A 23,539-nucleotide genomic window follows, 5' to 3' on the forward strand; every position below is an offset into this window, starting at 1 on the left:
TCAAGTCTGCATTATCGGCCGCCGAAGGCAGCTTCCTGTTGTTCCTGTTCGGAATAGCCCTTCGGCGTCACAGTGCTGCCCAGGCGTGCCTTCATCGATTGCGGCCGGCCTTCGAACAGCGCAGCGTAGTAAGTGGCGTTGACCATCACGTTTTTCACGTAGCCGCGCGTTTCGTGGAAAGGAATCGATTCGATGAAGATGGTGGTGTCCATCGGCTTGCTCAGCTGCGTGCGCCAGGAGCGCAGGCGCCCCGGCCCGGCGTTGTAGGCCGCCGTGGCCAGCACCTGGGAGCCGTCCATGCTGCCCAGCACCATGTTCAGATAGTTCGCGCCCAGCAGGATATTGGTCTTGACGTCCGTCAGCATGCCCTGCACGAAGTCGGTCAGCCCGATCTTGCGCGCCACCCAGCGGCCGGTGGACGGCATCACCTGCATCAGGCCGGAGGCGCCCACCGCCGATTGCGCATCCATGACGAAGCGCGATTCCTGGCGGATCAAGCCATACACCCAGGCGCGGTCCAGGCCCAGGGTGCTGGTGGTGGGCTGCATGATCTCGTCATGCGGCGCCGGATAGCGGTGGGTGTAGTCGGCCTGCACCCGGGTTTTCTCGGAGGTGTACACCATCCGGTCCAGCACATGCCGCTCGCGCGCGAATTCGGCGGCGGCGATCAGTTCGCGCTCGCTCAGGCGGCGCGTTTCCCAGTTCCATTCGCGCGTGCCCTCAAAGCGCAGGCGCAGCTCGAAGAACTTGAGGGCACGCTGCAGGCCGGGATTGGCGGCGATGGCGGCCATCTCGGCCGGCGTCGGGGGCGCGCCCGGCGCGGGGATGGAAACCATCTGGCCCAGCTCCTCCCCGGCCAGGATGCCGTAGTAGCTGGACTGGTCGGCAATGCCGCGGTAGGCGGCCAGCACTTCCGGCGTATTGCCGCCCGCTTCCGCCGCCAGCGCGCGCGCGTTCCAGTAGATCCAGGCCGGATCCTTGCGCAGTTGCGGCGGCATGGCGGCGATGGTGGCCTTGACGGTTTTCCAGTCGCGCTCGCGCAGCGCGATGCGGGTCTTCCATTGCAGCTGTTCCGCGCTCAGCGGCGCGCCGGCCGTTTGCGCCCAATAGCCGGCGGTTTCCGGCGCCAGCGAATAGGACGACACCAGGGCCAGGTTGGCCCAGCCGATGGCGCGTTCCTGCGGCGTCAGCTGGGGCGCGGCCTTTTCCAGCGCCAGCCGGGCCAGCTTCATGCTGGTGCGGGCGCCGCGCCCGACGGCGACCAGGAAGGTTTCGTGGTCGGCGCGCGTGCTGCCAGCGCCCTTGGCCAGGGCCAGGGTCGGCAAATCGACCGCCTGGCCCATTTTCTTGTCCGACCCGTTCAGCAGCATCACGATGCGCTTGGCCGGACCGGTGGCATTGGTTTCGCCCGCCAGGCGCACCTGCGTCCACAAGTCTTCCTGGCTGAACTGGCCGGTTTGCGCCAGCGCCGCCACCAGCGAACCGCAGGCCTCGCCGTAGTTCGGCGGGTAGAGCAGCAGCGTGCGCGCCTCGGCGGCGACATTCTGCCCTTTGGCGATACGCGACAGCAGGTGGTAGCACTTGACCTGGGTATCGTCCTGCAGCACGAACTGCGGGAACTGCTCATCGAAGGTGGTCCATTCGCGCTTGCGGCCCAGCTCAAGCAGCCAGTCGTTGCGCAGGCGGTCGGCGATGGCGCTGCCCTGGTATTTTTTCAGGAAGGCCCGCACTTCGGGATCGGCGGCATCCTTGAAACGCGCCTTCAGGCGGTAATACTCAACGTAGGAAGGGATGGTGTAATCGGACAGGCGGGCCGCGTAAAACTCCGCCTTGGGAGCATCGTCGCGCCGGACCGCATCGCGCAGCAGCAGGAAGGCGTCGTCTTCCTTGCGGCTGTCGCTTGCGTTATCCTGCGCCCAGGCCAGTGGCGAGGCGGCGCTTGTAGCGACTATCAGTGCGCCGGCTATCCATTTCAAGGTGGAAATCAATGTACGACTCTCAAGGTAATTCACGATATGACCAGCCCAGGTAGCATACCACGCAACAGCGACGCCCAACCACCCTCCGGCAAGGCGGAATTGCGCCAGTTTATGCTGGCCGCGCGCCGTGCGCTGGCGCCGCAAACGCGCGCCCAGTGGGACCGGGAAATTGCGGCGAAAGTGGTCCAGTGGTGGCGCGAATCCGGTGTCGGCACGCTCGGCGTGTACTGGCCTTTGCGCGACGAGCCCAACCTGCAAGCCTGTTATGCGGAACTGGCGGAACTGGGCGTGAAGCTGCTGCTGCCGGTGGTGCTGGCAAAGCAGGCGCCGCTGGCGTTTGCGGAGTGGACGATCGGCGAGCCGATGGTGAAGGATGCGATGGGGGTGGCGGTGCCGGCCCTGCGGCGCCTGGTGCAGGACAATCCGCCCGCGCTGCTGGTGCCCTGCCTGGGATACAACGCGCAGGGCTACCGGCTCGGATATGGGGGCGGCTTCTACGACCGCACGCTGGCCCGTGCGCCCAGACCGGCGACGGTGGGGGTGGCCTATCGCTGCCTGGCGGCGGACTTCCCGTCCGACGGGCACGATGTGGCGCTGGACCGGATTATCACTGAAGACTAAACCCGGTCCGCGCCAGCCGCCGGGTAGTATCAGGCAGCTGTGCCCGACACAGGTTTCCCGGCGTCAGACCAGGCGGTTCCACAAGGCGGTGGTCGCCGCCGCCTGGTTCATGGAATAGAAATGCAGCCCCGGCGCGCCGCCGGCCAGCAGGCGCTCGCACAGGTCCGAGACGACGTCCAGCCCGAAGGCCTTGATCGACGCCGCATCGTCGCCAAACGAAGCCAGCTTCAGGCGCACCCAGCGCGGGATCTCGGCGCCGCACATATCGGAAAAGCGCATCAGCTGCGTGTAGTTGGTGATCGGCATGATGCCAGCCACGATCGGCACATCCACGCCGGCCTTCTGCGCCGCGTCGACGAAATGGAAATAGGCGTCGGCGTTGTAGAAATACTGGGTGATCGCCGCGTTGGCGCCGGCCTTCACCTTGCGCGCAAACGCCTGCATATCGTCCTGCGGCGAACGCGCCTGCGGGTGGACTTCCGGATAGGCCGCCACTTCGATATGGAACCAGTCGCCGGTTTCGGCGCGCACGAACTCCACCAGCTCGTTGGCATAGCGGAACTCGCCCGCCATGCCGTAGCCGGACGGCAGGTCGCCGCGCAGCGCCACCAGGCGCTTGATGCCATGCGATTTGTACTGCTGCAGGATGGCGCGGATCGATTCGCGCGTGCCGCCGATGCAGGACAGGTGGGGCGCGGCTTCTTCGCCGGCCGCCATGATCTCCAGCACGGTATCGAGGGTGCCCTGCTGGGTCGAACCGCCGGCGCCGAAGGTCACGGAGAAATACTTGGGATGCAGCTCGGACAGTTTGGCGCGCGTGGCGCGCAGCTTTTCCGCCCCTTCCGCCGTCTTGGGCGGGAAGAACTCGATACTGAAATTATGGTTAGCCATCGTTGTCTTTCAACAGGAGGGTAGACAAGGCCCAGGAGATCACGCTGTACAGCAGCGCGCCGACGATGGCGGCGCCAAAGCTGTCCACATGGAAGCCTTCCACCACTTTCGCCACCAGCCAGAACATGAAGCCGTTGATGACGAAGATGAACAGGCCGAGCGACAGCACGGTCACGGGCAAGGTCAGCAGCAGCAACACGGGGCGCACCAGGGTGTTGACCAGGCCAAGCAGGAGGGCGGCAACCAAGGCGGCGCCCATGCTCGTGACGCTGATGGAATGCATCAGGTACGGCACGGCGAACAGGGCGGCGGCATTGATTATCCAGGTGAGGACCAAACGCATAGAGTTGCTCGCTTTGTTGAGAACCGGTACACCAGTGTCCGACCCGCAGGGTCAGACACGATTGCGCGGCGGACGCGGACAGGCGCCGGCCCCAGGGCCGGTTCCCGCCGCGTGGCCGGTTTTAGTAGCGGTAGTGCTCAGGCTTGTAAGGGCCTTCGACCTTCACATTGATGTACGCTGCCTGCTCGGCGGTCAGGGTGGTCAGCTGCGCGTTCAGCTTCTTCAGCTGCAGGCGGGCCACCTTCTCGTCCAGGTGCTTAGGCAGGGTATACACGCCGACCGGGTAGGCCTTGGTGTTGGCGAACAGCTCGATCTGGGCGATGGTCTGGTTGGCGAACGAAGACGACATCACGTACGACGGGTGGCCGGTGCCGCAGCCCAGGTTCACCAGGCGGCCTTCGGCCAGCAGGATGATGCGCTTGCCGTCCGGGAAGATCACATGGTCGACCTGCGGCTTGATGTTTTCCCACTGGTACTTCTTCAGCGAAGCGACGTCGATTTCGTTGTCGAAGTGGCCGATGTTGCAGACAATCGCCTGGTCCTTCATCTTCAGCATGTGCTGTTCGGTCAGGATGTGGTAGTTGCCGGTGCAGGTGACGAAGATGTCGCCGTGTTCCGCGGCGTAATCCATGGTCACCACGCGGTAGCCTTCCATTGCCGCCTGCAGGGCGCAGATCGGATCGATTTCGGTCACCCAGACTTGCGCCGACAGGGCGCGCATGGCTTGCGCCGAGCCCTTGCCCACGTCGCCGTAGCCGGCGATGACGGCGATCTTACCGGCCACCATCACGTCGGTGGCGCGCTTGATGCCGTCCACCAGGGACTCGCGGCAGCCGTACAGGTTGTCGAACTTGGACTTGGTGACGGAGTCGTTGACGTTGATGGCAGGGAAGGCCAGCTTGCCTTCCTTGTGCATCTGGTACAGGCGGTGCACGCCGGTGGTGGTTTCTTCGGTCACGCCCAGGATCGCCGGCAGGCGCTTGGAGTACCAGGTCGCGTCCTTGGCCAGGCGGGCCTTGATCGAGTTGAACAGGCAGGTTTCCTCTTCCGAACCCGGCTTGGCCAGTACGGAGATGTCCTTCTCGGCGCGTGCGCCCAGGTGCAGCAGCAGGGTGGCATCGCCGCCGTCGTCCAGGATCATATTGGAGTACACGCCTTCACCCGGCCATTCGAAGATGCGGTGGGTGTATTCCCAGTATTCGTCCAGGGTTTCGCCCTTCACGGCGAAGACCGGGGTGCCGACGGCTGCGATGGCGGCGGCGGCGTGGTCCTGGGTCGAGTAGATATTGCAGGATGCCCAGCGCACTTGCGCGCCCAGCGCTTCCAGGGTGCGGATCAGGACCGCGGTCTGGATGGTCATGTGCAGCGAACCGGTGATGCGCGCGCCTTTCAGCGGCTGCGCGGCGGCGAATTCCTCGCGGATTGCCATCAGGCCAGGCATTTCCGTTTCGGCGATCTTGATCTCTTTTTCGCCCCAGGCCGCCAGGCCGATGTCAGCGATGATGTAGTCTTGGGAATCTTTGAGTACGGCGTTCATCACGCCCTCCTTTCATTGGTTGAAAAAAGTAACGTGAGCGCGGTGTTGATATTCCGAGCCTGGCCAGGCTTGCTGGTCGCAGCGCTCCTCGGAGAAATGGGATTGTAGCATTGTGCCAGGCACAAGCGGTAAACCGGTGTCCGACCCGCAGGGTCCAACACCGGTTACGCGGCGCTCGCGCGCCTGATGCTGATTACAGGCCGGCGGCGGCGCGCAGGATCGCCGCCTTGTCGGTGCGCTCCCAGGTGAACTCCGGCTCTTCGCGGCCGAAGTGGCCGTAGGCGGCGGTCTTGGCGTAGATCGGGCGCAGCAGGTCCAGCATCTGCACGATGCCTTTCGGGCGCAGGTCGAAGTGTTCCTGCACCAGGCGGGCGATCTTCTCGTCGGAGATCACGCCGGTACCTTCGGTGTACACGGTGATATTGATCGGGCGTGCCACGCCGATGGCGTACGACACCTGCACCTGGCACTGGCGCGCCAGGCCGGCGGCCACCACATTCTTGGCCACGTAGCGGGCGGCGTAGGCGGCGGAACGGTCCACTTTCGACGGGTCCTTGCCGGAGAACGCGCCGCCGCCGTGCGGGGCTGCGCCGCCGTAGGTGTCGACGATGATCTTACGGCCGGTCAGGCCGCAGTCGCCCTGCGGGCCGCCGATGACGAAACGGCCGGTCGGGTTGACCAGGAATTTGGTGTCCTTGATCCAGGCGGACGGCAGCACCGGACGGATGATCTCTTCGATCACCGCTTCTTCGATCTGGCTATGGCTCATTTCCGGCGCGTGCTGGGTCGACAGCACCACGGTATCCACCGACACCGGGCGGCCTTCCACGTAGCGCAGGGTGACCTGGGATTTGGCATCCGGGCGCAGCCATGGCAGGCGGCCGTCCTTGCGCAGTTGCGACTGGCGCTCGACCAGGCGGTGCGCGTAATAGATCGGCGCCGGCATCAGCTCCGGGGTTTCGTCGCAGGCGTAGCCGAACATCAGGCCCTGGTCGCCGGCGCCCTGGTCCAGGTCGATGCCCGCACCTTCGTCCACGCCCTGGGCGATGTCCGGCGATTGCTTGTCATATGCAACCAACACGGCGCAACCCTTGTAGTCGATACCGTAATCGGTGTTGTCGTAGCCGATGCGCTTGATGGTATCGCGGGCGATTTGAATATAATCCACGTTGGCGTGGGTGGTGATTTCACCTGCCAGCACGACCAGACCGGTATTGCACAGGGTTTCCGCGGCGACGCGGGCCCGTGGGTCCTGGGCGAGAATGGCATCCAGAATCGCGTCGGAAATCTGGTCGGCGACCTTGTCCGGGTGGCCTTCCGAGACGGATTCGGAGGTGAAGAGGAAATCGTGAGACATCGCAAGCTCCTGACATTGGTTGAAAAATAATATTGTCGCAAAACCAAGGCAGCTTGCGACGCTTTAGCGACATTTTTATACCGCTTCGCAAGTTGTCTGTTAACTCAGCGGTTACTCCTAACGTGGTATTTTACGCTTCTTAAAAAATTTTTGTGCAGAGCAACGTATAAAATGCTCTTATATACTTATACATGCTGTTAAGAATATTCCGTTTTTTCTCGATCTTCCCCCTGCCGCTGCTGCATGGCATCGGCGTCGGGCTTGGCTGGCTGGTCTACCTGCTGTCCCCCGCCTATCGGCGCCGCCTGCGCGCCAATATGCGGCAGGCCGGTTTTTCCGCCCACCTTGGCAGCGCCGTCGGCGAAGCCGGCAAGGCCATGTTTGAACTGCCCTTCATCTGGTGCGCTGACCCGCAGCGGGTCAGCCGCCGCGCCAGCGTCGAAAACTGGGAGCTGGTGCAACATTACCTGGATGCGGGCAAGGGCATTGTCTTCCTGACCCCGCACCTGGGCTGTTTCGAGATCACCGCCCAGGAAATCGCCCACCGCAGCGAGCTGATGGTGATGTACCGCCCGCCCCGCAAGGAAGCGCTGAAACCGCTGGTCGAAGGGGCCCGCGCCCGCAAGAATCTGCTGTTGGCGCCGGCGAATATGGGCGGCGTGCGCCTGCTGGCCAAGTTCCTGAAGAAGGGCAAGCCGATCGGCCTGCTGCCCGACCAGGTGCCGCAGGAAGGCGAAGGCGTCTGGGCCGATTTCTTCGGCCGCAGCGCCTATACCATGACCTTGCCGGCCAAAATGGCCCAGTTGGGCGATGCCGTGGTCCTGATCGTCTACGCCGAACGCTTGCCACGCGGCAAGGGCTATGTGGTGCGCTTCGTGCCGTTCGAGGGTTCGCTGGACGGTGACTCCGCCGCCCAGGCGCGCGCCATCAATGCGGCTATGGAAAAGCTGATCGCGCGCTGCCCGGCCCAATACTACTGGAGCTACAACCGCTACAAGGTGCCGGCCGGCGTGGCCGGCCCGGCCGCGCAGGAGGCTGCATGAAGTTCCTGCTGAGAATGATGTGGCTGCTGCACTGGCTGCCGCTGCCGGTGCTGGGCCGGATCGGCAAGGGCATCGGCAGCCTGCTGTTCATGGTCATGGCGGCGCGCCGCAACATCGCCCTGACCAACCTGCGCCTGACCATGCCGGCCCTGGACGAAAGCCAGCGCCGCGACATCGTGCGCCAGCACTTCCAGGCCTATTCGCGCAGCGTGCTGGAACGCGCGATCCTGTGGTGGGCGCCGCCGGCCCGCCTGCGCAAGCTGATCCAGGTCGAGACCAGCGTCGGCATGCCGCCCGGCCGCATTCCGGTCGAGGCGATGACGGAAAAGCCGACCATCCTGCTGTGCCCGCATTTCGTCTGCCTGGATGTGGGCGGCGCCGCCGTCGCCATGGAAGCGTCGGCATCGTCGATGTACGTGGCGCAAAAAAACAAGGTGTTCGACGAGGTGCTGCGCGCCGGCCGCGCGCGTTTCAAGCCGGTCAAGCTGTTCACGCGCCAGGACGGCATCAAGCCCATCCTGCGCGCCCTGAAGGACAAGCTACCCTACTTCATGCTGCCCGACATGGACTTCGGCGACAAGGACGCCGAATTCGTGCCCTTCTTCGGCATTCCGGCCGCGACCCTGACCGCCACCGCCCGCATCGCCGCGGCGACCGGCGGCCAGGTCATGCCGGTGGTCGCCACCTTCCTGCCCGATTACCAGGGCTACCGCGTCAAGTTCTATCCGGTGTGGGAGAATTACCCGGGACCCGATATGGTCGCGGCCACGCGCCGTATGAATGAATTTATCGAAGAACGCGTCAAGGAAGCGCCGGCCGAATACTTCTGGACCCACAAGCGCTTCAAGACCCGCCCGGAAGGCGAACCTTCCTTCTATTCAAACAAGCGATGAAACTCAAATTCACCAAGATGCACGGCGCCGGCAATGACTTCGTGGTCATTGACGCCATCAACCAGCATATCGACTTCAGCCCGGCCCAGTGGCAGGCGCTGGCCGACCGCCGCTTCGGCGTGGGCGCCGACCAGATGCTGGTGGTGGAAAAGTCCCGCCTGCCCGGCTGCGACTTCCGCTACCGCATCTTCAACAACGATGGCGGCGAAGTGGAACAGTGCGGCAACGGCTCGCGCGCCTTCGTCAAGTTCGTGGTCGAAAAAGGCTTGACCGCGTCGCGCCGGATCACGGTCGAGACCCTGGCCGGCGTCATTTCCCCGTGCCTGGAAGACGACGGCAGCATCACGGTCGATATGGGGGCCCCGGTGCTGGATGCGGCGCAGGTGCCGTTCGACGCCGACGGCCTGGCCGGCCAGCCGGAAGGGCGCGAAACCCTGTGGCCGCTGGTATTGGAACTGGGCGGACAGCGCGAAACGGTGCAAGTGTCGGTGGTATCGATGGGCAATCCGCACGCGGTGCAGGTGGTGGCGGATGTCGATGCCGCGCCGGTCGAGCTGATCGGCCCCCTGATCGAGCACCATCCGCGCTTCCCCAAGCGGGTCAATGCCGGCTTCATGCAGCTGCTGAACCGCAGCCATATCAAGCTGCGCGTGTTCGAACGGGGCGCCGGCGAGACGCTGGCCTGCGGCACGGGCGCCTGCGCGGCGGCGGTGGCGGGCATCCGCCGCGGCTTGCTCGATTCGCCGGTCAGCGTCGACGCGCGTGGCGGGCAGCTGTCGATTGCCTGGGCCGGCGAAGGCCAGCCGGTCTACCTGACCGGGCCGGCCGTGACCGTGTTCGAAGGCGAAATCGAAATTTAACGCGGCCAGCCCGGCGTCAGGCGGCCGCCATCATGCCGGCGCCGAACCAGCTCTTGAGCCGGTACAGGCGCTGGCGGTAATTGCCTTCCAGATCCGCATCGACCTGCTCAAACAGGCGGAGGATGCGGTCCAGCTTCTGGCGCTCGGCCGCGGTGCGCACCAGCACCAGGCGGCGCTTGCTGCGCCCGTAGCTGGCGCGGATATCCACCACCAGGCAATGGCCCTGGTCGGCCGCCGTCACATCCAAGAGCAACGCTTCGGCGCGCGTCAGCCGGAACAGGACCGCCAGCTCGATGCGCGCCGCCAGCAAGGGCTGGCTGCCCAGCAGTTCGCGCGTCAGCAGCGGCACCAGCGGCTCGGCCCAGCTGGCTGGCGGCTGCGGCGGCGCGATGCGCTCCAGGGCCTGGCGCGCCTCGGCGCTGCCCTGGGCCGCCGCCTTCTGCAGCCAGTACACGGCACGCACATCATTGTCCTCGGCTCCGCGCCGCGCGCGCCAGGCGTGGATCCCGCATTCCAGCTGCGCCGCGCTATGGCCCATGCCGGCCGCCCGTTCCAGGCAAGCCTGGGCCTCGCTCGCGCTGCGCTGCGAAAACTCGGGGCGGATATAAATACGCGACATGGCGAACCAGGCGTCGGCCAGCCCCTGCTCTCCGGCCTGCGTCAACCAGCGCAGGGCGCGTTTGAAATTGACGGTGCCATTCATCGATGCCACCCGGTCGCCTTCGCTGTTCATGCGCGCCAGGTGCAAGCCCAGCGCCAACTGGGCGTCGCGGTCGCCGCCCTGGGCCGCCAGGGTGCGCAGGCGCAGCAAATCGTCCTGGTCGGCATCCCGGTCCGCCTCCAGCGCGCGCCAGGCATCCGGCGCCCCGGCCAGGCGCGCCGCGGACGGCGCCGCCGCGCCAGACGGGGCACTGGGCGGGGCCGGCGCCGGCTCAGCAGGCAGGGGCGGATCGATGCGCCGCAGCTGCGCCAGCACGCGCACCGCCGCCGGCACGCCTTCCTGGGCAGCGCGCGCATACCATGGCAAGGCTTGGCTGCGCACCGGCAGCGCCACTTCAAAGGGGATGTGGGCGCCGATCAGCCGCCAGGCGTCCGCCACGCCCTGCTGGGCGGCGCGGCATAGCCAATACAGGGCCGTCGGCACGTTTTGCGGCAGGCTGGCCCCGCCAAACAGGTAGAGCTTGCCCAGCGCCAGCTGGGCGGCGGCGTCTCCCGCCCGCGCTCCCCTGATAATCACCAGCTCTTCTCGATTTGCCATCGATCCATCCGGTATCCAAGGAATAAGCTGCCCGTTCAGTGTAGCCGTGCCGACTTGCCTTGGCACGCTGCCCGCGGACTTTTTGATATGTGACAAATGTGACAGGCGCGGCTTTCGCTTTCCTTACAGGGCGTCGGGCTATCTGAGCAGCCTGGCAAGCGTTTCAAAAATACAACAGGATGCCCGCGCTTTGCGCGGTTTTGACCCTTTTTCCTGCCCATAAACGACCACGCAGCGGGAAGCTGGCGCCCTCAGCACGTATGGTGAAAGCATCGCCGTCCCCGGTTTGACTCATAAAAAGGAAAACATATGAAGACATCGTTATTGGCTCTGGCCTTGCTGGGCGCTGCAAGCGGCGCTGCCTTCGCTCAGTCGTCCGTGGTCATTTACGGCACCCTCGACGCCGGCGTGACCAAGACCACCAATGCGCCGAACAGCGCCCTGTCGGAAGGCAAGCGCGATAACAACAAGCTGGGCTTTCGCGGCGTGGAAGACCTGGGCGGCGGGCTGAAGGCCTTGTTCCACCTGGAAATCCGCTTCGAACCGGACACCGGTACCATCGAAGGCGTCAGCCGGCCCCTGTTCCAGGGCCAGAGCCGGGTCGGCCTGCAGGGCGACTTCGGCACGGTGCGCCTGGGCCGCGCCCTCACCGCGCTGCAGGAAACCACCGGCTTGTTCGAACCCTGGTCCGGCATGCCGAACCAGGCCGGCTTCCAGACCGACCTGATGGTGGCCGGCTACCGCACCGCGACCTCAGGCAGCGGCTCCGACCCGCTCGGCCTGGCCGGCAACTCCGGCAACCGCTTTGCCAACGCGCTCTGGTACAACACCCCGGTGTTCAACGGCTTCCAGCTGAACATCAACGTCGCCAGCAAGGAAAACAATAGCCTGCCCACGGCCATCGTCGGCCGCGGCACCGCCGCCGCGCCGCAATACCCGGCCGGCGCGCTGGCGGGCGCCTATCCTTACTCGGTCAGCGCCACCTATATGGCGCCGGGCACGCTGCCGCAGTATGCCGTGTATATCGGTACCGAGCGCAATGCCACCGAAGTGAAGTGGCATTCCGTGGGCGCCTACTTCCGCCCGGTGCCGGAACTGAAGCTGATGGCCAGCTACGGGCGCCAGGACCTGAGCCACATCCGCGCCGTCAACGACACCATCCGGGCCTGGCTGGTGGGCGCCAACTACACCGTGGGCACCGGCATGTTCCGCCTGGGCTATGGCCAGAAGGATGCGGACGGCGAAGTCAAGACCAAGGAAATCTCGGTGGGCTACGAGCACAACCTGTCGCCGCGCACCTACCTGTACCTGGACTTGTCGCAGAAGAAGATCCCGAATGCCCTCACCCCGGCGCTCTCCGATGTGAACCAGAACCACTACGCCCTCGGCATCCATCACAACTTTTGATGGCTTGCCCGGCCGGAGCGGGCGGCAGCCCGCCCCGGCCATGGTTTTCATCGGTTAAAATGTCCACGCCTGCAATATGAGATGTGACAACCGATCATGACCGACACCCTGGATTCCGCAATCGTCGCGCAGTACCTGGCCGACCATCCCCACTTCTTCGAAGAACACGCCAGCCTGCTCGGCGACGTCAGGCTGTCCAGCCCGCTGACCGGCCGTGCGGTGTCGCTGCAGGAGCGCCAGATGGAAGTCATGCGCGACAAATACCGCGCGCTGGAACTGCGCCTGTCGGACCTGAGCCGCCATGCCCAGGAAAACGCCACGATCGCCAATCGCTTCCACGGCTGGCACCAGGCCATCTTGCGCGTGCGCAACGACGCCGACCTGCCGCGCGCCGTGGTCCAAGGCTTGACCGACAGCTTCCACGTGCCGGCCGCCACCCTGCGCCTGTTCAATGTGGCGCAGGAATTCGCCGGCGAATGGTTTGCCAGCGGCGTTTCGGAAGATGCGCGCCTGTTCGCCAACAGCCTGCTGGCGCCTTACTGCGGCAGCAACAATGATTTCGAAGCCGTGCGCTGGCTGGACGACGCGGACGAGATCAAGTCCACCGTCATCCTGCCGCTGCGCAAGCCCGGCGCCAAGGGCCCGGCCTTCGGCCTGCTGATCATGGGCTCGCCCGACCCGGAACGCTTCACCTCCCTGATGGCGACCGACTTCCTGGTCCACATCGGCGAGAGCGCCAGCGTCGCGCTGGCGCCCCTGCTGGCCTGAATCCCGTGAGCGCCGCCAAGCAGGAACAGGCCGGCGCCTACCTGGCCCACCTGGCCACGCAGCGCAAGCTGTCGGCGCATACGGTGGCGGCCTACGGCCGCGACCTGCGCGAGCTGGCCGCCCTGTCCGAGGGCAAGGACTGGAGCGCCCTGACCCACCTCGAGATCCGCCGCTACGCGGCCCAGCTGCACAGCCGCGGCCTCGATGCGCGCAGCATCGCGCGCAAGCTGTCCGGCTGGCGCGGCTTTTTCGCCTGGCTTGGCCAGCACAGCGCCCTGGCCGCCAATCCGGTGGCCGGCGTGCGCGCGCCCAAGCGCGCCAGGAGCTTGCCCAAAGCCCTGTCGGTGGACGACGCAGTGCAGCTGGTGGCCCCGTCCGCCCCCAGCGCCGGCGCTGGCGAGCCGGCCCGCCTGTGCGACCGCGCCATGTTCGAACTGCTGTATTCGAGCGGCCTGCGGGTGTCCGAGCTGGCCGGCCTGGACCGCGAATTCCGCAAGGCCGGCGACGGCCAGCCCGCCTCGCTGGGCTGGCTGGAGCAGGACAACGCCGAAGTGGTGGTGACCGGCAAGGGCGGCAAGATGCGCCGCGTGCCCGTCGGCAGCGCCGCCCTGGCAGCGCTGCAAGCCTGGCTGGCCGTGCGTCCCGCTGCGGCCGACGGCAGCGCCGCCCTCTTCCTCAACGAGCGCGGCAAGCGCGTCACGCCGCGCGTGGTGCAGCTGCGGCTGAAGGCGCACGGCATCCGCAGCGGCGCGCCGGTGGCGGTGCACCCGCATATGCTGCGCCACTCCTTCGCGTCGCACGTGCTGCAATCCTCGGGCGACCTGCGCGCCGTGCAGGAGATGCTGGGCCACGCCAGCATCTCCTCGACCCAGGTCTATACCGCCCTCGATTTCCAGCACCTGGCCCTGGTCTATGACAAGGCCCACCCACGGGCTAAAATCAAATAGCCGGGATTTGATCCTGCTCAAGTTTGCCCATTTGCCAGCATTTCCAGAATTCCGGCATAATCGACCGATTCCCAATGCTACTCGCCCGACTATGGCAATGATCCCGACGACTATTTTGACCGGCTTCCTCGGCGCCGGCAAAACCACGCTGCTCAACCGCATCCTGCGCGAAGAACACGGCATGAAGATCGCCGTGATCGAAAACGAATTCGGCCAGGAGAATATCGATAACGAAATCCTGGTGCAGGAAGCGCGCGAACAAATCGTGGAAATGAATAATGGCTGCATTTGCTGCACCGTGCGCGGCGACCTGATCGTCGGCCTGAGCGATCTGGCGAAACGGCGCGCCGCCGGCGAAATCGCCTTCGACCGCGTGGTGATTGAAACCACGGGCCTGGCCAATCCCGGCCCGGTGGCGCAGACCTTCTTCATCGACGAGGAAGTAGGCGCCAACTATCTGCTCGACGCCGTGGTCACGGTGGTCGATGCGCGCCACGCCATGCAGCAGCTCGACGAGCACGAGGAAGCCCAGCGCCAGGTCGGCTTTGCCGACAAGATCCTGCTGTCCAAGACCGACCTGGTGGACGGCGCCGCCGTCGCGGCCCTCACCGCGCGCCTGAAGCGCATCAACCCGCGCGCACCGATCAGCCGTTCCGATTTCGGCCAGGCGCCGCTGGCCGAGGTGCTGGACCTGCGCGGCTTCAACCTCAACGAAAAGCTGGAAATCGACCCGGCCTTCCTGGCCGAAGACGAGCACGGGCATGCGCATTGCGGGCATGACCACGCGCCTGGCCATGTGCACGATGCACAGTGCGGCCACCACGACCACCAGCATGACCACCATCACCCCCACCACAGCGACGATATCGCGGCCTTCGTGTTCAAAAGCGAACGACCGTTCGATCCGGCCAAACTCGACGAATTCCTGGGCGGTCTCGTTGATGTGTACGGTCCTCGCATGTTGCGTTACAAAGGCGTATTGTGGATGCAGGGCGCCGACCGAAAAGTGGTTTTCCAGGGCGTGCACCAATTGATGGGCAGCGACCTGGGCGCCAAATGGGGTGAAAACGAGACACGGGCCAGCAAAATGGTGTTTATTGGCAAAAATCTGCCGAAAGAGATCTTTATTACTGGCCTTGAACAATGTTTGGTATAAACTAAGGCGTTTTTTTGACGCCCCCCACGCAGAAATTTGAAAACTCCGTCGTATCGAAGGTAAGCGAAGTCATGACAAAAGCAAATAAATCGACCCCCGCCGCGGAAGTCCTGCTCACCGAAGAAGAAATTCTGAAGATGAGCGATAAAGACTATATGAACCCGGCTCAGATGGCGTTTTTCAAGAATAAGCTGCAAACCCTTGAAAAAGAATTGCTGAAAAACGCTGGCGAAACCACCGAACACCTGCGCGAAACCGTGCTGGTGCCGGATCCCGCCGACCGCGCCACCATCGAAGAAGAGCACGCACTGGAACTGCGTACCCGCGACCGCGAACGCAAGCTGTTGAAGAAAGTGCAGCAATCGATCCAGGCAATCGACAATAACGACTATGGTTATTGCGAAGAAACCGGCGAACCGATCGGCATTCCACGCCTGATCGCCCGTCCCACCGCGACCCTGTCGCTGGAGGCACAGCAGCGCCGCGAGCTGAAACAAAAGCTGTACGGCGACTGATCCGCCACACAAAACGGGAAAAAGGCACGCTTAGGCGTGCTTTTTTCTTTTCTTTACTCCTACGGTACGCCCTTATAATTTTCCATTGGGCTACACTAGTGATCCTATGGGACTGTTCTCCATTTTTAAAAAAGGCAAGGTTGACGAAACCATCGTGCAAAACGATGGCGACGCCGCACGCCTGGCCGCGAACAGCGAACTGGAGCGCCAGCGTGCGCAACAGTCGGACCTGCAACGCGAAATCGCCCGTGCCACTGCCATGAAGATTGACGCCATCGAAGCAGCGATGGCGGCCGATATTTTTAACGAACCGGAACCAGCCTGGGCGCGCAAGCCGCGCCCACTGCAAGCAGCCAACGGCGCCAGCAATGACGACGCCACCCTGCCGATGCTGGACCAGTACACCACCGAACTGCTGGGTGACGACGACATGCCGCTGGAAGCGGCGGCCGCCGAGAGCGCGCCCATCGTCGAAGAGATCGCCATCCTGTACTCGAACGGCCAGGCGGAAGTGGCCGAGCAGATGCTGCTGGGCAGCCTGCCCGACGCCGCCCAGGACCGTACTGTCTGGTGGATGCTGTTCGACCTGTACCAGGTGCTGAACCGCCAGGAATCGTTCGAGAATATCTCGATCGACTACGCCAGCCATTACGAAACCTCGCCGCCGTCCTGGATCCCGCCGGCCAGTGCCGCCAGCGCGGCGCCGGTGGCGGTGCGCGGCTATTCCGGCGTGACCCCGACCGTGGGACTGGGCGGCGTCCTGAATGCCTCGGTGGGGCCGCAGCTGGAGCGGCTCGACAGCATGGACCAGAAGCTGCCGCTGCGCCTGGACTTCTCGCGCATCAACGGGGTCGAGCCGGAGGGCTGTGCCCTGCTGCTGGCGGCGCTGAAGAAGGCCCAGGCCGGCGAGCGCGAACTGGTGGTGGTGGGCGCCGCCGAACTGGCCGAGCAGGTGCGCAACACCTTGACCATCGGCAACCGCGACGGCGGCGAAGCGCCGTGGCTGCTCTATCTGGAGCTGCTGCACCTGCTGAACCGCGAAAAGGACTTCGAAGAATCGTCGATGGACTATTGCGTGACGTTCGAAGTCTCGCCGCCGCCCTTCGTGCCGCCGAAAAAGGTGGCCAATGCGCCGCGCCAGGCCACGGCTGCCGCCTCCGACCGCTTCATGCTGCCGGCGGTGATCGAAGGCGACGTCACGGCGCTGCTGTCGGCCATCGACGAATACGCCGGCCAGTACCAGGCCCTGGTCTTCGACTGCGGCCGCCTGGCGCGCATGGAATTCGGGGCCGCCAGCGCCCTGCAAGCCAAGATTGCCGAGCTGGCGACCGGCGAGCGCCGCATCGAATTCCGCGACCTGAACCACCTGGTGGCGGCGTTGATGCGCCTGCTGGGCTTCGCCGAAATGGCGCGGCTGTTCCCGCACAAGTATTAAGAAAGGGGGGATCGCCCCTTTTTCTTGAGATTTGGGGGCTGCGCCCCCAGATAGCGCGTTAATCCAATACAAAGGCATTAACATGGAACAATTTCACGGCACCACCATCCTGTGCGTGCGCCGCGGCGCCGAGGTCGCCATCGGCGGCGATGGCCAGGTCACGCTTGGCAATATCGTCATGAAAGGCACGGCGCGCAAGGTGCGCAAGCTGTACCAGAACAAGGTGCTGTGCGGCTTTGCCGGCGGCACGGCCGACGCCTTCACGCTGCTCGACCGTTTCGAAGCCAAACTGGAAAAACACCAGGGCCACCTGCTGCGCGCCTCGGTCGAGATGGCCAAGGACTGGCGCACCGACCGCGTGCTGCGCCGCCTGGAAGCCATGCTGCTGGTGGCCGACAAGGATGCCACCCTGGTCATCACCGGCAACGGCGACGTGCTGGAACCGGAAGGCGGCGTCGGCGCCATCGGCTCGGGCGGCAGCTATGCCCAGGCGGCCGCCAAGGCCCTGGTCGAAAACACCGCGCTGTCGCCCAGCGAGGTGGTGAAGAAGGCGCTGACCATCGCCGGCGAGCTGTGCATCTACACCAACCTGAACCACATCATCGAAACCCTGGACCCCGCATGAACATGACTCCCCAAGAAATCGTCGGCGAACTCGACAAACATGTGGTCGGCCAGGGCAAGGCCAAGAAGGCGGTCGCCATCGCGCTGCGCAACCGCTGGCGCCGCCAGCAGGTGGAAGAGCCGCTGCGCCATGAAATCACCCCCAAGAACATCCTGATGATCGGCCCCACCGGGGTCGGCAAGACCGAAATCGCGCGCCGCCTGGCCAAGCTGGCCGGCGCCCCCTTCATCAAGGTGGAGGCCACCAAGTTCACCGAAGTGGGCTATGTGGGCCGCGACGTCGACACCATCATCCGCGACCTGATCGACATCGGCGTCAAGCAGACCCGCCAGTCGGAAATGGCCAAGGTGCGGGCGCGCGCCGAGGACGCGGCGGAAGACCGCGTGCTCGATATCCTGCTGCCGCCGCCGCGCGACTTCGGCTTCGCCAACGCCACGGCCGAGCCGCGCAGCGACGACGCCACGCGCCAGACCTTCCGCAAGCGCCTGCGGCAGGGCGAACTGGACGACAAGGAAATCGAGATCGAGCTGGCCGAGCAAAGCCCGACCATGGAAATCATGGCGCCGCCCGGCATGGAAGAAATGACGGAACAGATCAAGTCCATGTTCTCCGGCATGGGCAGCGGCCGCAAAAAGGCGCGCAAGGTCAAGATCAAGGAAGCCATGAAATTCCTGCTGGAAGAGGAAGCGGCCAAGCTGGTCAACGAAGACGAGATGAAGAAACAGGCGCTCACCAACGTGGAGCAGAACGGCATCGTGTTCCTGGACGAAGTCGACAAGATCGCCTCGCGCTCGGAAACGGGCGGCGCCGACGTCTCGCGCGCCGGCGTGCAGCGCGACCTGCTGCCGCTGGTGGAAGGCACCACCGTCAACACCAAGTACGGCATGGTGCGCACCGATCACATCCTGTTCATCGCCTCGGGGGCCTTCCACCTGGCCAAGCCGTCCGACCTGATCCCCGAGCTGCAGGGCCGCTTCCCCATCCGCGTCGAGCTGGAATCGTTGTCGATCGCCGACTTCGAGCGTATCCTGACCAGTACCGACGCCTGCCTGACCAAGCAATACCAGGCCTTGCTGGCGACCGAAGGCGTGCACCTGGAATTCGCGCCGGACGGCATCCACCGCCTGGCGGAGATCGCCTTCCAGGTCAACGAGCGCACCGAGAACATCGGCGCGCGCCGGCTGTACACGGTGATGGAAAAGCTGCTGGAAGAGATCTCCTACACGGCGACCGAAACCGGCGACCAGGCCGTCACCATCGATGCGGCCTATGTCAACCAGCGCCTGGATGCGCTGGCCGTCAACGAAGATTTATCGCGCTACGTCCTGTAATGGCCAACAAGCAGCTGGCGACCCGGCAGAAGATGCGCATCCGCGTCGAACCCTCGCAGAACTTCGGCAAGCCGCGCAACCCGATCGCGGCGCTGGCCAAGGCGCGCGCGGCGGGCCCGCACGACAAGCACCGCGTCACGGCCGAACGCCAGGCGGCCAAAAAGCTGATCGACCGGAAGCTCGATGGGTCCGATGAGCAATAGCCCGTCCGCCACGCTGCGCGTCGGCGACTGGCGCGTCAACCGCCTGACCGGCGAGCTGGCGCGCGACGGCGCCTGCCTGCGCCTGGAAGAGCGCAGCCTGCGCCTGCTGACCTGCCTGGCCGACCGGGCCGGCGACGTGCTGTCGGCCGAGGAGCTGCTGGCCCATGCCTGGCCCGGCGTCGTGGTCTCGCCCGATTCGCTATACCAGGCCATCACCCTGCTGCGCCGCCAACTGGGCGACGATGCGCGCAATCCGCGCTATATCGCCACCGTCTCGCGGCGCGGCTATCGCCTGGTCGCGGCCGTGTCGGACACGGCGTTGCCAGCGGACCCGGCGGCGTCCCCGCTGGCGCCCGCCGCCCCGCCGCCCGCCCCGCGCCAGCGCAAGCGGATCGCCCTGTTTGCCGGCGTCGCCGCCGTGCTGGCCGGCCTGGCGGCGCTGCCGCTGGCCATGCCCGGCAGCCGCTCGGTGGCCGTGCTGCCCTTCCTCGACCTGACGGACGAGATGAACGAAGAACCGTTTGCCGACGGCATCAGCGAAGAACTGATCGGCAAATTGAGCCGGCAGCCGGGCCTGTCCGTCGCCCCGCCCGGCGCCTCCTACTATTACAAGGACAAGCGCGCCACGGCAGCCGAGGTGGCGCGCGCCCTGAAAGTGGCCTACGTGCTGGACGGCAGCGTGCGCCGTTCCGGCGGCGCCCTACGCATCGCCGCCCGCCTGACGCGCGCCGCCGACGGCTTTGTGGTCTGGTCCGACAGCTACGACCGCACGCCGGGCGACAAGCTGGCCATCCAGGCGGAAATCGCGACGGCGGTCAGCCGTGCCGCCGCCGCCCAGCTTCACTGAGCGACCGAATTCATCTGCATTTCCTTGCCCGCGTCCGGATCCGGTCCCACCGCCGCCTCCAGCTGGATCTGCACCGCGATCGCGTCGCCCACCAGGTCCATATAGGCATCGAGCCCGAAGTCCGAGCGCTTGACCGTGCTGGTGGCGCTGATGCCGATCGATGGCTTGTTGCTGACGCGGTTCACGCCGATCTTGTTGACCTTCATCTGCAGCGCCACCGGCCGCGTCATGCCGGCCAGCGTCAATTCGCCGTGCAGCACGCCGCTCATGGCGTCGCGCCGCTCGATGCGGGTGCTGCGGAAGCGGATCTCCGGCTGCTTGAACAAGGCGGTCCAGGCGTCGTCGCCGCGGATCTGGCCATTCCATAGCCCGTCGCCCATATCGAGCATGCTGGTCGGCATGCTGACCGCGACCGACGATTTCGACCAGTCCTCATTGTCGAACACGAAACTGCCCGGGGCGACCTTCAGCGTCCCCGAGACCGGGATGAAACCCTGGTGCTCAAAACTGAAACTGACCTTGGAAAGCTTGCTGACGATGGTGTAGGTGACGGGTGCGGCCTGCGCGGCAGCGGCGGACAGCAAGACCGCGCAGACAGCGGCGCGGCGGATATGACGGTACATGGGGACTCCTTTTCTTGGGTTGGAGCCCTCTTTGTACCGGCCGCAGCCCGCTCAAGTCCTGAAAAAGTCCTGAAAAGTTCTGAATTGACGCGATTTACCAGACCGGACCGAGGAACAGGTAGAGCGTCTCCTCGCCCTGGCGCGTGGCGCCGGCACCGAGGAACAGGGGGCCGAAGCGGGTTTCCACCGACAGGAAGGCGCTGCCGGCCTGCTTCAGCGCGCGTCCGCTCGCCGTCACGCCACGATCGAAGCCGCCGCCGGTTTCCAGCGAAAAGCCGGCGCGCATGGTGCCGCCAAGGCCGCTCGGCAGGGAAGCGATGCGGCGCGCCAGCACCAGGCGCCCCAGCAGGATGGTCGGGTCCTGGATCGAATCGGTCGGCGTGCCCGACAGGCGCAGGAAGCCGCCCAGCGTCACCGGCGACGCCCCCACCTGGGCCCTGGCCCATTCCAGCGACACGTGGCCGGCCCAGTCCGCGATGTGGAAGGCTTGCAGCGCGGTGGCGCCCCAGTTGGTGGTGGCCGTGCCGACGCCCTTGCCGCTGCCCGGCGTCTGCTCGCGGCCGAGGGTGAGCAGGGTGCCGCGCGTGGGGAAGGCCAGCGAATCGAGGGTGTCGACGCGAAAGCGCGCAAAGCTCTTGGTGTCGTAGACGCGCCGCACGCCGGCGGCCGGATCCTGCGGGATCAGCGGCCGTATGGTATAGGCCTGGCGCGACACGCCCACCGAGAATTCGCCCCAGTTGCCGAACTGGCGCCCCAGCGCGAACGAGGCCGCGCGCGCATTGTAGGACAGGCGCTCCCGCCGCAATTCCTTCTCGAAGATGTCGCCGGAGGTCTTGCCGACCTGCGCCGCCGGCATCACGAACCACTTGGCGCCAGGCCCCAGCGGCTGCCACCACTGCATGCCGAGGCCGCGCTCATTGCCCAGCCGCCCTTCGGTACGCAACTCGCCGCCCCAGCTGTTCAAGGCCGCGCGCACGTGCATCACCTTGATGGCGAAATTATTCGCATCGCGGAAATCGCTGGCCAGTTCCAGCCCGACCCGCATGCGGCTGCGCGTCCATTCGGCTTCGGTGGCGCGGATGGTGACGGTGCGTTCCTCGTCCACGTCGTCGATATCGGTCTCCACGCGGGCCAGGTCGCCGCGGCCGTAGAGCGCCACGGCCGCCTGCCGCACCTGCTCGCGCGTGGTCGGCTGCCCCGGTTCCAGGCCGGACTGCCGGGCCAGCACCGCGGGATTCACCTCGCGCGTGCCCTGGACCTGCACCCTGGCCAGCGTCACGGGCCGGTCGGGATCGAGCGGCGCGGCCAGGCGCAGGCTTTCCCTGCCGGCGTAGTCGGGTTCCGGCAGGGCCAGGGCCGCCAGGCGCGGGGCCAGCGCGCGCGCCGCCGCCTCGCCGGCGGCCATGGCTTGCTTCCAGGTCGAGAAGTCGAGGAAGGTGACGCCGCCCAGGTCGGGGGCGATCAGGATGTCGTCCTGGTGCAATTCGCTGAGCGAGCGCTGCACATTCTGTTCGGTCAGGATTTGCAGCATCTGGTTGGCCACCCCCAGCGCGCTGCCCAGCTCCTTTTCCGGCGCCAGCGGGGTGCCGACATTGACGGCAATGACGATGTCGGCGCCCATGGCGCGCGCCATGTCGACCGGCAGGTTGCGTACCAGGCCGCCGTCCACCACCAGACGGTCCTTGATGCGCACCGGCGCGAACACGCCCGGCACGGCCAGCGAGGCGCGGATGGTCTGGAACAGCGGCGTGTTGTCGAGCACGACCAGCTCGCCGGTCAGCAGGTCGGAAGCGACCGAGCGGAACGGCAGCGGCAGCTGGCTCACCGGCAGGTCGCGCGTGCCGCGCGGCAGCAGCTTTTGCAGGGCCATTTCCAGGGCGGCGTTGCCGGCGGCGGCCGGCGGGCCCTGCACCCCTTTCAGGGTGAGGCCGAATTCGATGCGGGAGGGGATCTGGATGTCTTCGTCGCGGCGGCGGAAGTGCAGCTCGTCGCGCGCCGGGCGGTCGGCCACCACGCTGTCCCAGTCGGTGCTGGCGGCCATGCGCTCCAGGTCCTGCAGCGAGGCGCCGGCGGCCCAGGCGCCGCCGATCACGCTGCCCATCGAGGTGCCGACCACGATGTCGACCGGCACATGCATTTCCTGCAGGGCGCGCAGCACGCCGACGTGGGCAAAGCCGCGCGCGCCGCCGCCGCTTAATACCAGGGCGATTTTGGGGCGGGCCGAACGCGGTAATGCGGCCTCAGACCCGCCGGGGCCGACGCCCGCCTGCGGCGGCCGCGTTTCCGCTGCGCTGGCAAGACCCGCGCAGAACGCGAGGGCCAGCGCCAGCCGTTTCATTGCAACTGCGGCTGCGGCGGCTGGCCCGAGACGGTCGGCGGCTGCGCCGGCGCCATCTGCACCGGCGGCGGCGCCGGCTGCGGCAGCGGCACCGCCGCCGGTTCCTGCGGGCCGCCCAGCGGCGTTCCGGTCGGCGACAGCAGGCCGCCGCCGGAGCTCACGCCCTGGTCGCTGGCCAGCTCGATGCGCTTCTGCACGCCGCCTTCCATCAGGATCACGAAGCGCGGCTGCACCTCTTTCACGCTGACGCCGGGCGCCAGCTCCGCGCCGACCGGGAAGGCCTTGGCCGGCTGGTTATCGGCCGCAATGATCGCCACGCTGCCACGGCCGCGGGTATCGGCCACCACCCCGCGCAGCTGGTAATTGCTGGCCGCGGCCACTGCGGTATTGCCGCCGAACAGGCCGCGCGCGGCGTCCATATTCGCTTCCGGCGCCTGCGCCACCGGCACGGCGGCGATCGGGCGCTGCTTTGGCTTGAACAGCTGCATGCCCCAGTAGGCCAGCGAGGCAGACAGCGCCGCAACGGCGGCCACACTGCATATCAAAGGCAATCGTTTCAATT

Annotated in this window: 23 protein-coding genes and 1 riboswitch; of the genes, 14 read left to right on the top strand and 9 right to left on the bottom strand. The window is 65.9% G+C overall.

Annotated features, from left to right (window positions below):
* Positions 1-11: 11 nt before the first annotated feature.
* Positions 12-1,976, bottom strand: coding sequence for a lytic transglycosylase domain-containing protein (locus H597_RS0116670; RefSeq protein WP_229632195.1), 1,965 nt, complete (start codon positions 1,974-1,976; stop codon positions 12-14).
* Between the two features lie 39 nt (positions 1,977-2,015).
* On the opposite strand from H597_RS0116670, the gene H597_RS0116675 reads away from it, so the two are divergent.
* Complete coding sequence (locus H597_RS0116675) at positions 2,016-2,600, top strand: 5-formyltetrahydrofolate cyclo-ligase (protein WP_083941148.1); 585 nt, start codon at positions 2,016-2,018, stop codon at positions 2,598-2,600.
* A 63-nt stretch (positions 2,601-2,663) separates the two neighbouring features.
* Here H597_RS0116675 and metF read toward each other — a convergent pair whose 3' ends face one another.
* The 4 genes from metF to metK form a co-directional block, all read right to left on the bottom strand.
* On the bottom strand, positions 2,664-3,491 hold the full coding sequence (gene metF / locus H597_RS0116680; protein WP_028103126.1) for a methylenetetrahydrofolate reductase [NAD(P)H]: 828 nt from the start codon (positions 3,489-3,491) through the stop codon (positions 2,664-2,666).
* A complete protein-coding gene (locus H597_RS0116685) occupies positions 3,484-3,834 on the bottom strand; it encodes a phage holin family protein (RefSeq protein ID WP_028103127.1) in 351 nt (116 codons plus the stop codon). The genes metF and H597_RS0116685 overlap by 8 nt, the downstream gene beginning before the upstream one ends.
* 121 nt (positions 3,835-3,955) lie before the next feature.
* A complete protein-coding gene (gene ahcY, locus H597_RS0116690) occupies positions 3,956-5,371 on the bottom strand; it encodes an adenosylhomocysteinase (protein ID WP_028103128.1) in 1,416 nt (471 codons plus the stop codon).
* A gap of 28 nt (positions 5,372-5,399) precedes the next feature.
* A riboswitch (S-adenosyl-L-homocysteine riboswitch) is annotated at positions 5,400-5,467 on the bottom strand.
* 97 nt (positions 5,468-5,564) lie between these two features.
* Positions 5,565-6,728, bottom strand: coding sequence for a methionine adenosyltransferase (gene metK, locus H597_RS0116695; RefSeq protein WP_028103129.1), 1,164 nt, complete (start codon positions 6,726-6,728; stop codon positions 5,565-5,567).
* Between the two features lie 191 nt (positions 6,729-6,919).
* Here metK and H597_RS0116700 point away from each other — a divergent pair, with 191 nt between their 5' ends.
* Genes H597_RS0116700 through dapF form a run of 3 tightly spaced genes read left to right on the top strand, consistent with a single transcriptional unit; the run spans position 6,920 to position 9,524 of the window.
* Positions 6,920-7,771 (top strand): lysophospholipid acyltransferase family protein, encoded by an 852-nt coding sequence (locus H597_RS0116700; protein ID WP_028103130.1) that lies wholly within the window; start codon positions 6,920-6,922, stop codon positions 7,769-7,771.
* Complete coding sequence (locus H597_RS0116705; protein ID WP_028103131.1) at positions 7,768-8,664, top strand: LpxL/LpxP family acyltransferase; 897 nt, start codon at positions 7,768-7,770, stop codon at positions 8,662-8,664. Before H597_RS0116700 ends, H597_RS0116705 begins: the two co-directional genes overlap by 4 nt.
* A complete protein-coding gene (gene dapF / locus H597_RS0116710) occupies positions 8,661-9,524 on the top strand; it encodes a diaminopimelate epimerase (RefSeq protein WP_028103132.1) in 864 nt (287 codons plus the stop codon). Before H597_RS0116705 ends, dapF begins: the two co-directional genes overlap by 4 nt.
* A 16-nt stretch (positions 9,525-9,540) precedes the next feature.
* Here dapF and H597_RS0116715 read toward each other — a convergent pair whose 3' ends face one another.
* Entirely contained in the window at positions 9,541-10,782 is a 1,242-nt protein-coding gene (locus H597_RS0116715; RefSeq protein WP_028103133.1) for a tetratricopeptide repeat protein, read from the bottom strand.
* A gap of 309 nt (positions 10,783-11,091) precedes the next feature.
* On the opposite strand from H597_RS0116715, the gene H597_RS0116720 reads away from it, so the two are divergent.
* From H597_RS0116720 to H597_RS0116765, 10 genes are all read left to right on the top strand, one after another.
* Complete coding sequence (locus tag H597_RS0116720) at positions 11,092-12,189, top strand: porin (protein ID WP_028103134.1); 1,098 nt, start codon at positions 11,092-11,094, stop codon at positions 12,187-12,189.
* Between the two features lie 96 nt (positions 12,190-12,285).
* On the top strand, positions 12,286-12,957 hold the full coding sequence (locus tag H597_RS0116725; protein ID WP_028103135.1) for a DUF484 family protein: 672 nt from the start codon (positions 12,286-12,288) through the stop codon (positions 12,955-12,957).
* 5 nt (positions 12,958-12,962) lie between these two features.
* The gene (locus H597_RS0116730; RefSeq protein ID WP_028103136.1) at positions 12,963-13,904 is read left to right on the top strand and encodes a tyrosine recombinase XerC; all 942 of its coding nucleotides are present in this window, start codon (positions 12,963-12,965) and stop codon (positions 13,902-13,904) included.
* Between the two features lie 91 nt (positions 13,905-13,995).
* A complete protein-coding gene (locus H597_RS0116735; RefSeq protein ID WP_028103137.1) occupies positions 13,996-15,060 on the top strand; it encodes a CobW family GTP-binding protein in 1,065 nt (354 codons plus the stop codon).
* Between the two features lie 71 nt (positions 15,061-15,131).
* On the top strand, positions 15,132-15,575 hold the full coding sequence (dksA, locus tag H597_RS0116740; RefSeq protein ID WP_028103138.1) for an RNA polymerase-binding protein DksA: 444 nt from the start codon (positions 15,132-15,134) through the stop codon (positions 15,573-15,575).
* A gap of 106 nt (positions 15,576-15,681) precedes the next feature.
* Positions 15,682-17,010 (top strand): hypothetical protein, encoded by a 1,329-nt coding sequence (locus H597_RS0116745; RefSeq protein WP_028103139.1) that lies wholly within the window; start codon positions 15,682-15,684, stop codon positions 17,008-17,010.
* An 82-nt stretch (positions 17,011-17,092) separates the two neighbouring features.
* On the top strand, positions 17,093-17,635 hold the full coding sequence (gene hslV, locus H597_RS0116750; protein WP_028103140.1) for an ATP-dependent protease subunit HslV: 543 nt from the start codon (positions 17,093-17,095) through the stop codon (positions 17,633-17,635).
* Positions 17,632-18,966 carry an ATP-dependent protease ATPase subunit HslU gene (gene hslU, locus H597_RS0116755; RefSeq protein WP_028103141.1) on the top strand — a complete coding sequence of 445 codons (1,335 nt, stop codon included), beginning with the start codon at positions 17,632-17,634 and terminating at the stop codon, positions 18,964-18,966. Before hslV ends, hslU begins: the two co-directional genes overlap by 4 nt.
* On the top strand, positions 18,966-19,169 hold the full coding sequence (locus H597_RS0116760) for a hypothetical protein (protein ID WP_028103142.1): 204 nt from the start codon (positions 18,966-18,968) through the stop codon (positions 19,167-19,169). Before hslU ends, H597_RS0116760 begins: the two co-directional genes overlap by 1 nt.
* A complete protein-coding gene (locus tag H597_RS0116765; RefSeq protein WP_028103143.1) occupies positions 19,159-20,016 on the top strand; it encodes a winged helix-turn-helix domain-containing protein in 858 nt (285 codons plus the stop codon). Before H597_RS0116760 ends, H597_RS0116765 begins: the two co-directional genes overlap by 11 nt.
* On the opposite strand, the gene H597_RS31300 is transcribed toward H597_RS0116765, so the two are convergent.
* The 3 genes from H597_RS31300 to H597_RS31305 all read right to left on the bottom strand — a co-directional run bounded on the left by H597_RS31300 (position 20,010) and on the right by H597_RS31305 (position 23,537).
* Positions 20,010-20,639, bottom strand: coding sequence for a YceI family protein (locus H597_RS31300; RefSeq protein WP_051293866.1), 630 nt, complete (start codon positions 20,637-20,639; stop codon positions 20,010-20,012). The two genes, H597_RS0116765 and H597_RS31300, sit on opposite strands and share 7 nt — an antisense overlap.
* Before the next feature lie 94 nt (positions 20,640-20,733).
* A complete protein-coding gene (locus H597_RS0116775) occupies positions 20,734-22,977 on the bottom strand; it encodes a patatin-like phospholipase family protein (protein ID WP_028103144.1) in 2,244 nt (747 codons plus the stop codon).
* Complete coding sequence (locus H597_RS31305; protein ID WP_154668144.1) at positions 22,974-23,537, bottom strand: type II secretion system protein N; 564 nt, start codon at positions 23,535-23,537, stop codon at positions 22,974-22,976. Before H597_RS31305 ends, H597_RS0116775 begins: the two co-directional genes overlap by 4 nt.
* Positions 23,538-23,539: the final 2 nt, after the last annotated feature.

Source organism: Pseudoduganella violaceinigra DSM 15887 (assembly GCF_000425385.1).
Lineage (GTDB): Bacteria > Pseudomonadota > Gammaproteobacteria > Burkholderiales > Burkholderiaceae_D > Rugamonas > Rugamonas violaceinigra.

Bases quoted from the DNA above. Each gene is read 5' to 3' on its own strand.
- H597_RS0116675 (WP_083941148.1), top strand. From the start codon at position 2,016: ATGACCAGCCCAGGTAGCATACCACGCAACAGCGACGCCCAACCACCC.
- metF (WP_028103126.1), bottom strand. From the start codon at position 3,491: ATGGCTAACCATAATTTCAGTATCGAGTTCTTCCCGCCCAAGACGGCG.
- H597_RS0116685 (WP_028103127.1), bottom strand. From the start codon at position 3,834: ATGCGTTTGGTCCTCACCTGGATAATCAATGCCGCCGCCCTGTTCGCC.
- ahcY (WP_028103128.1), bottom strand. From the start codon at position 5,371: ATGAACGCCGTACTCAAAGATTCCCAAGACTACATCATCGCTGACATC.
- metK (WP_028103129.1), bottom strand. From the start codon at position 6,728: ATGTCTCACGATTTCCTCTTCACCTCCGAATCCGTCTCGGAAGGCCAC.
- H597_RS0116700 (WP_028103130.1), top strand. From the start codon at position 6,920: ATGCTGTTAAGAATATTCCGTTTTTTCTCGATCTTCCCCCTGCCGCTG.
- H597_RS0116705 (WP_028103131.1), top strand. From the start codon at position 7,768: ATGAAGTTCCTGCTGAGAATGATGTGGCTGCTGCACTGGCTGCCGCTG.
- dapF (WP_028103132.1), top strand. From the start codon at position 8,661: ATGAAACTCAAATTCACCAAGATGCACGGCGCCGGCAATGACTTCGTG.
- H597_RS0116715 (WP_028103133.1), bottom strand. From the start codon at position 10,782: ATGGCAAATCGAGAAGAGCTGGTGATTATCAGGGGAGCGCGGGCGGGA.
- H597_RS0116720 (WP_028103134.1), top strand. From the start codon at position 11,092: ATGAAGACATCGTTATTGGCTCTGGCCTTGCTGGGCGCTGCAAGCGGC.
- H597_RS0116725 (WP_028103135.1), top strand. From the start codon at position 12,286: ATGACCGACACCCTGGATTCCGCAATCGTCGCGCAGTACCTGGCCGAC.
- H597_RS0116735 (WP_028103137.1), top strand. From the start codon at position 13,996: ATGGCAATGATCCCGACGACTATTTTGACCGGCTTCCTCGGCGCCGGC.
- dksA (WP_028103138.1), top strand. From the start codon at position 15,132: ATGACAAAAGCAAATAAATCGACCCCCGCCGCGGAAGTCCTGCTCACC.
- H597_RS0116745 (WP_028103139.1), top strand. From the start codon at position 15,682: ATGGGACTGTTCTCCATTTTTAAAAAAGGCAAGGTTGACGAAACCATC.
- hslV (WP_028103140.1), top strand. From the start codon at position 17,093: ATGGAACAATTTCACGGCACCACCATCCTGTGCGTGCGCCGCGGCGCC.
- hslU (WP_028103141.1), top strand. From the start codon at position 17,632: ATGAACATGACTCCCCAAGAAATCGTCGGCGAACTCGACAAACATGTG.
- H597_RS0116760 (WP_028103142.1), top strand. From the start codon at position 18,966: ATGGCCAACAAGCAGCTGGCGACCCGGCAGAAGATGCGCATCCGCGTC.
- H597_RS0116765 (WP_028103143.1), top strand. From the start codon at position 19,159: ATGAGCAATAGCCCGTCCGCCACGCTGCGCGTCGGCGACTGGCGCGTC.
- H597_RS31300 (WP_051293866.1), bottom strand. From the start codon at position 20,639: ATGTACCGTCATATCCGCCGCGCCGCTGTCTGCGCGGTCTTGCTGTCC.
- H597_RS0116775 (WP_028103144.1), bottom strand. From the start codon at position 22,977: ATGAAACGGCTGGCGCTGGCCCTCGCGTTCTGCGCGGGTCTTGCCAGC.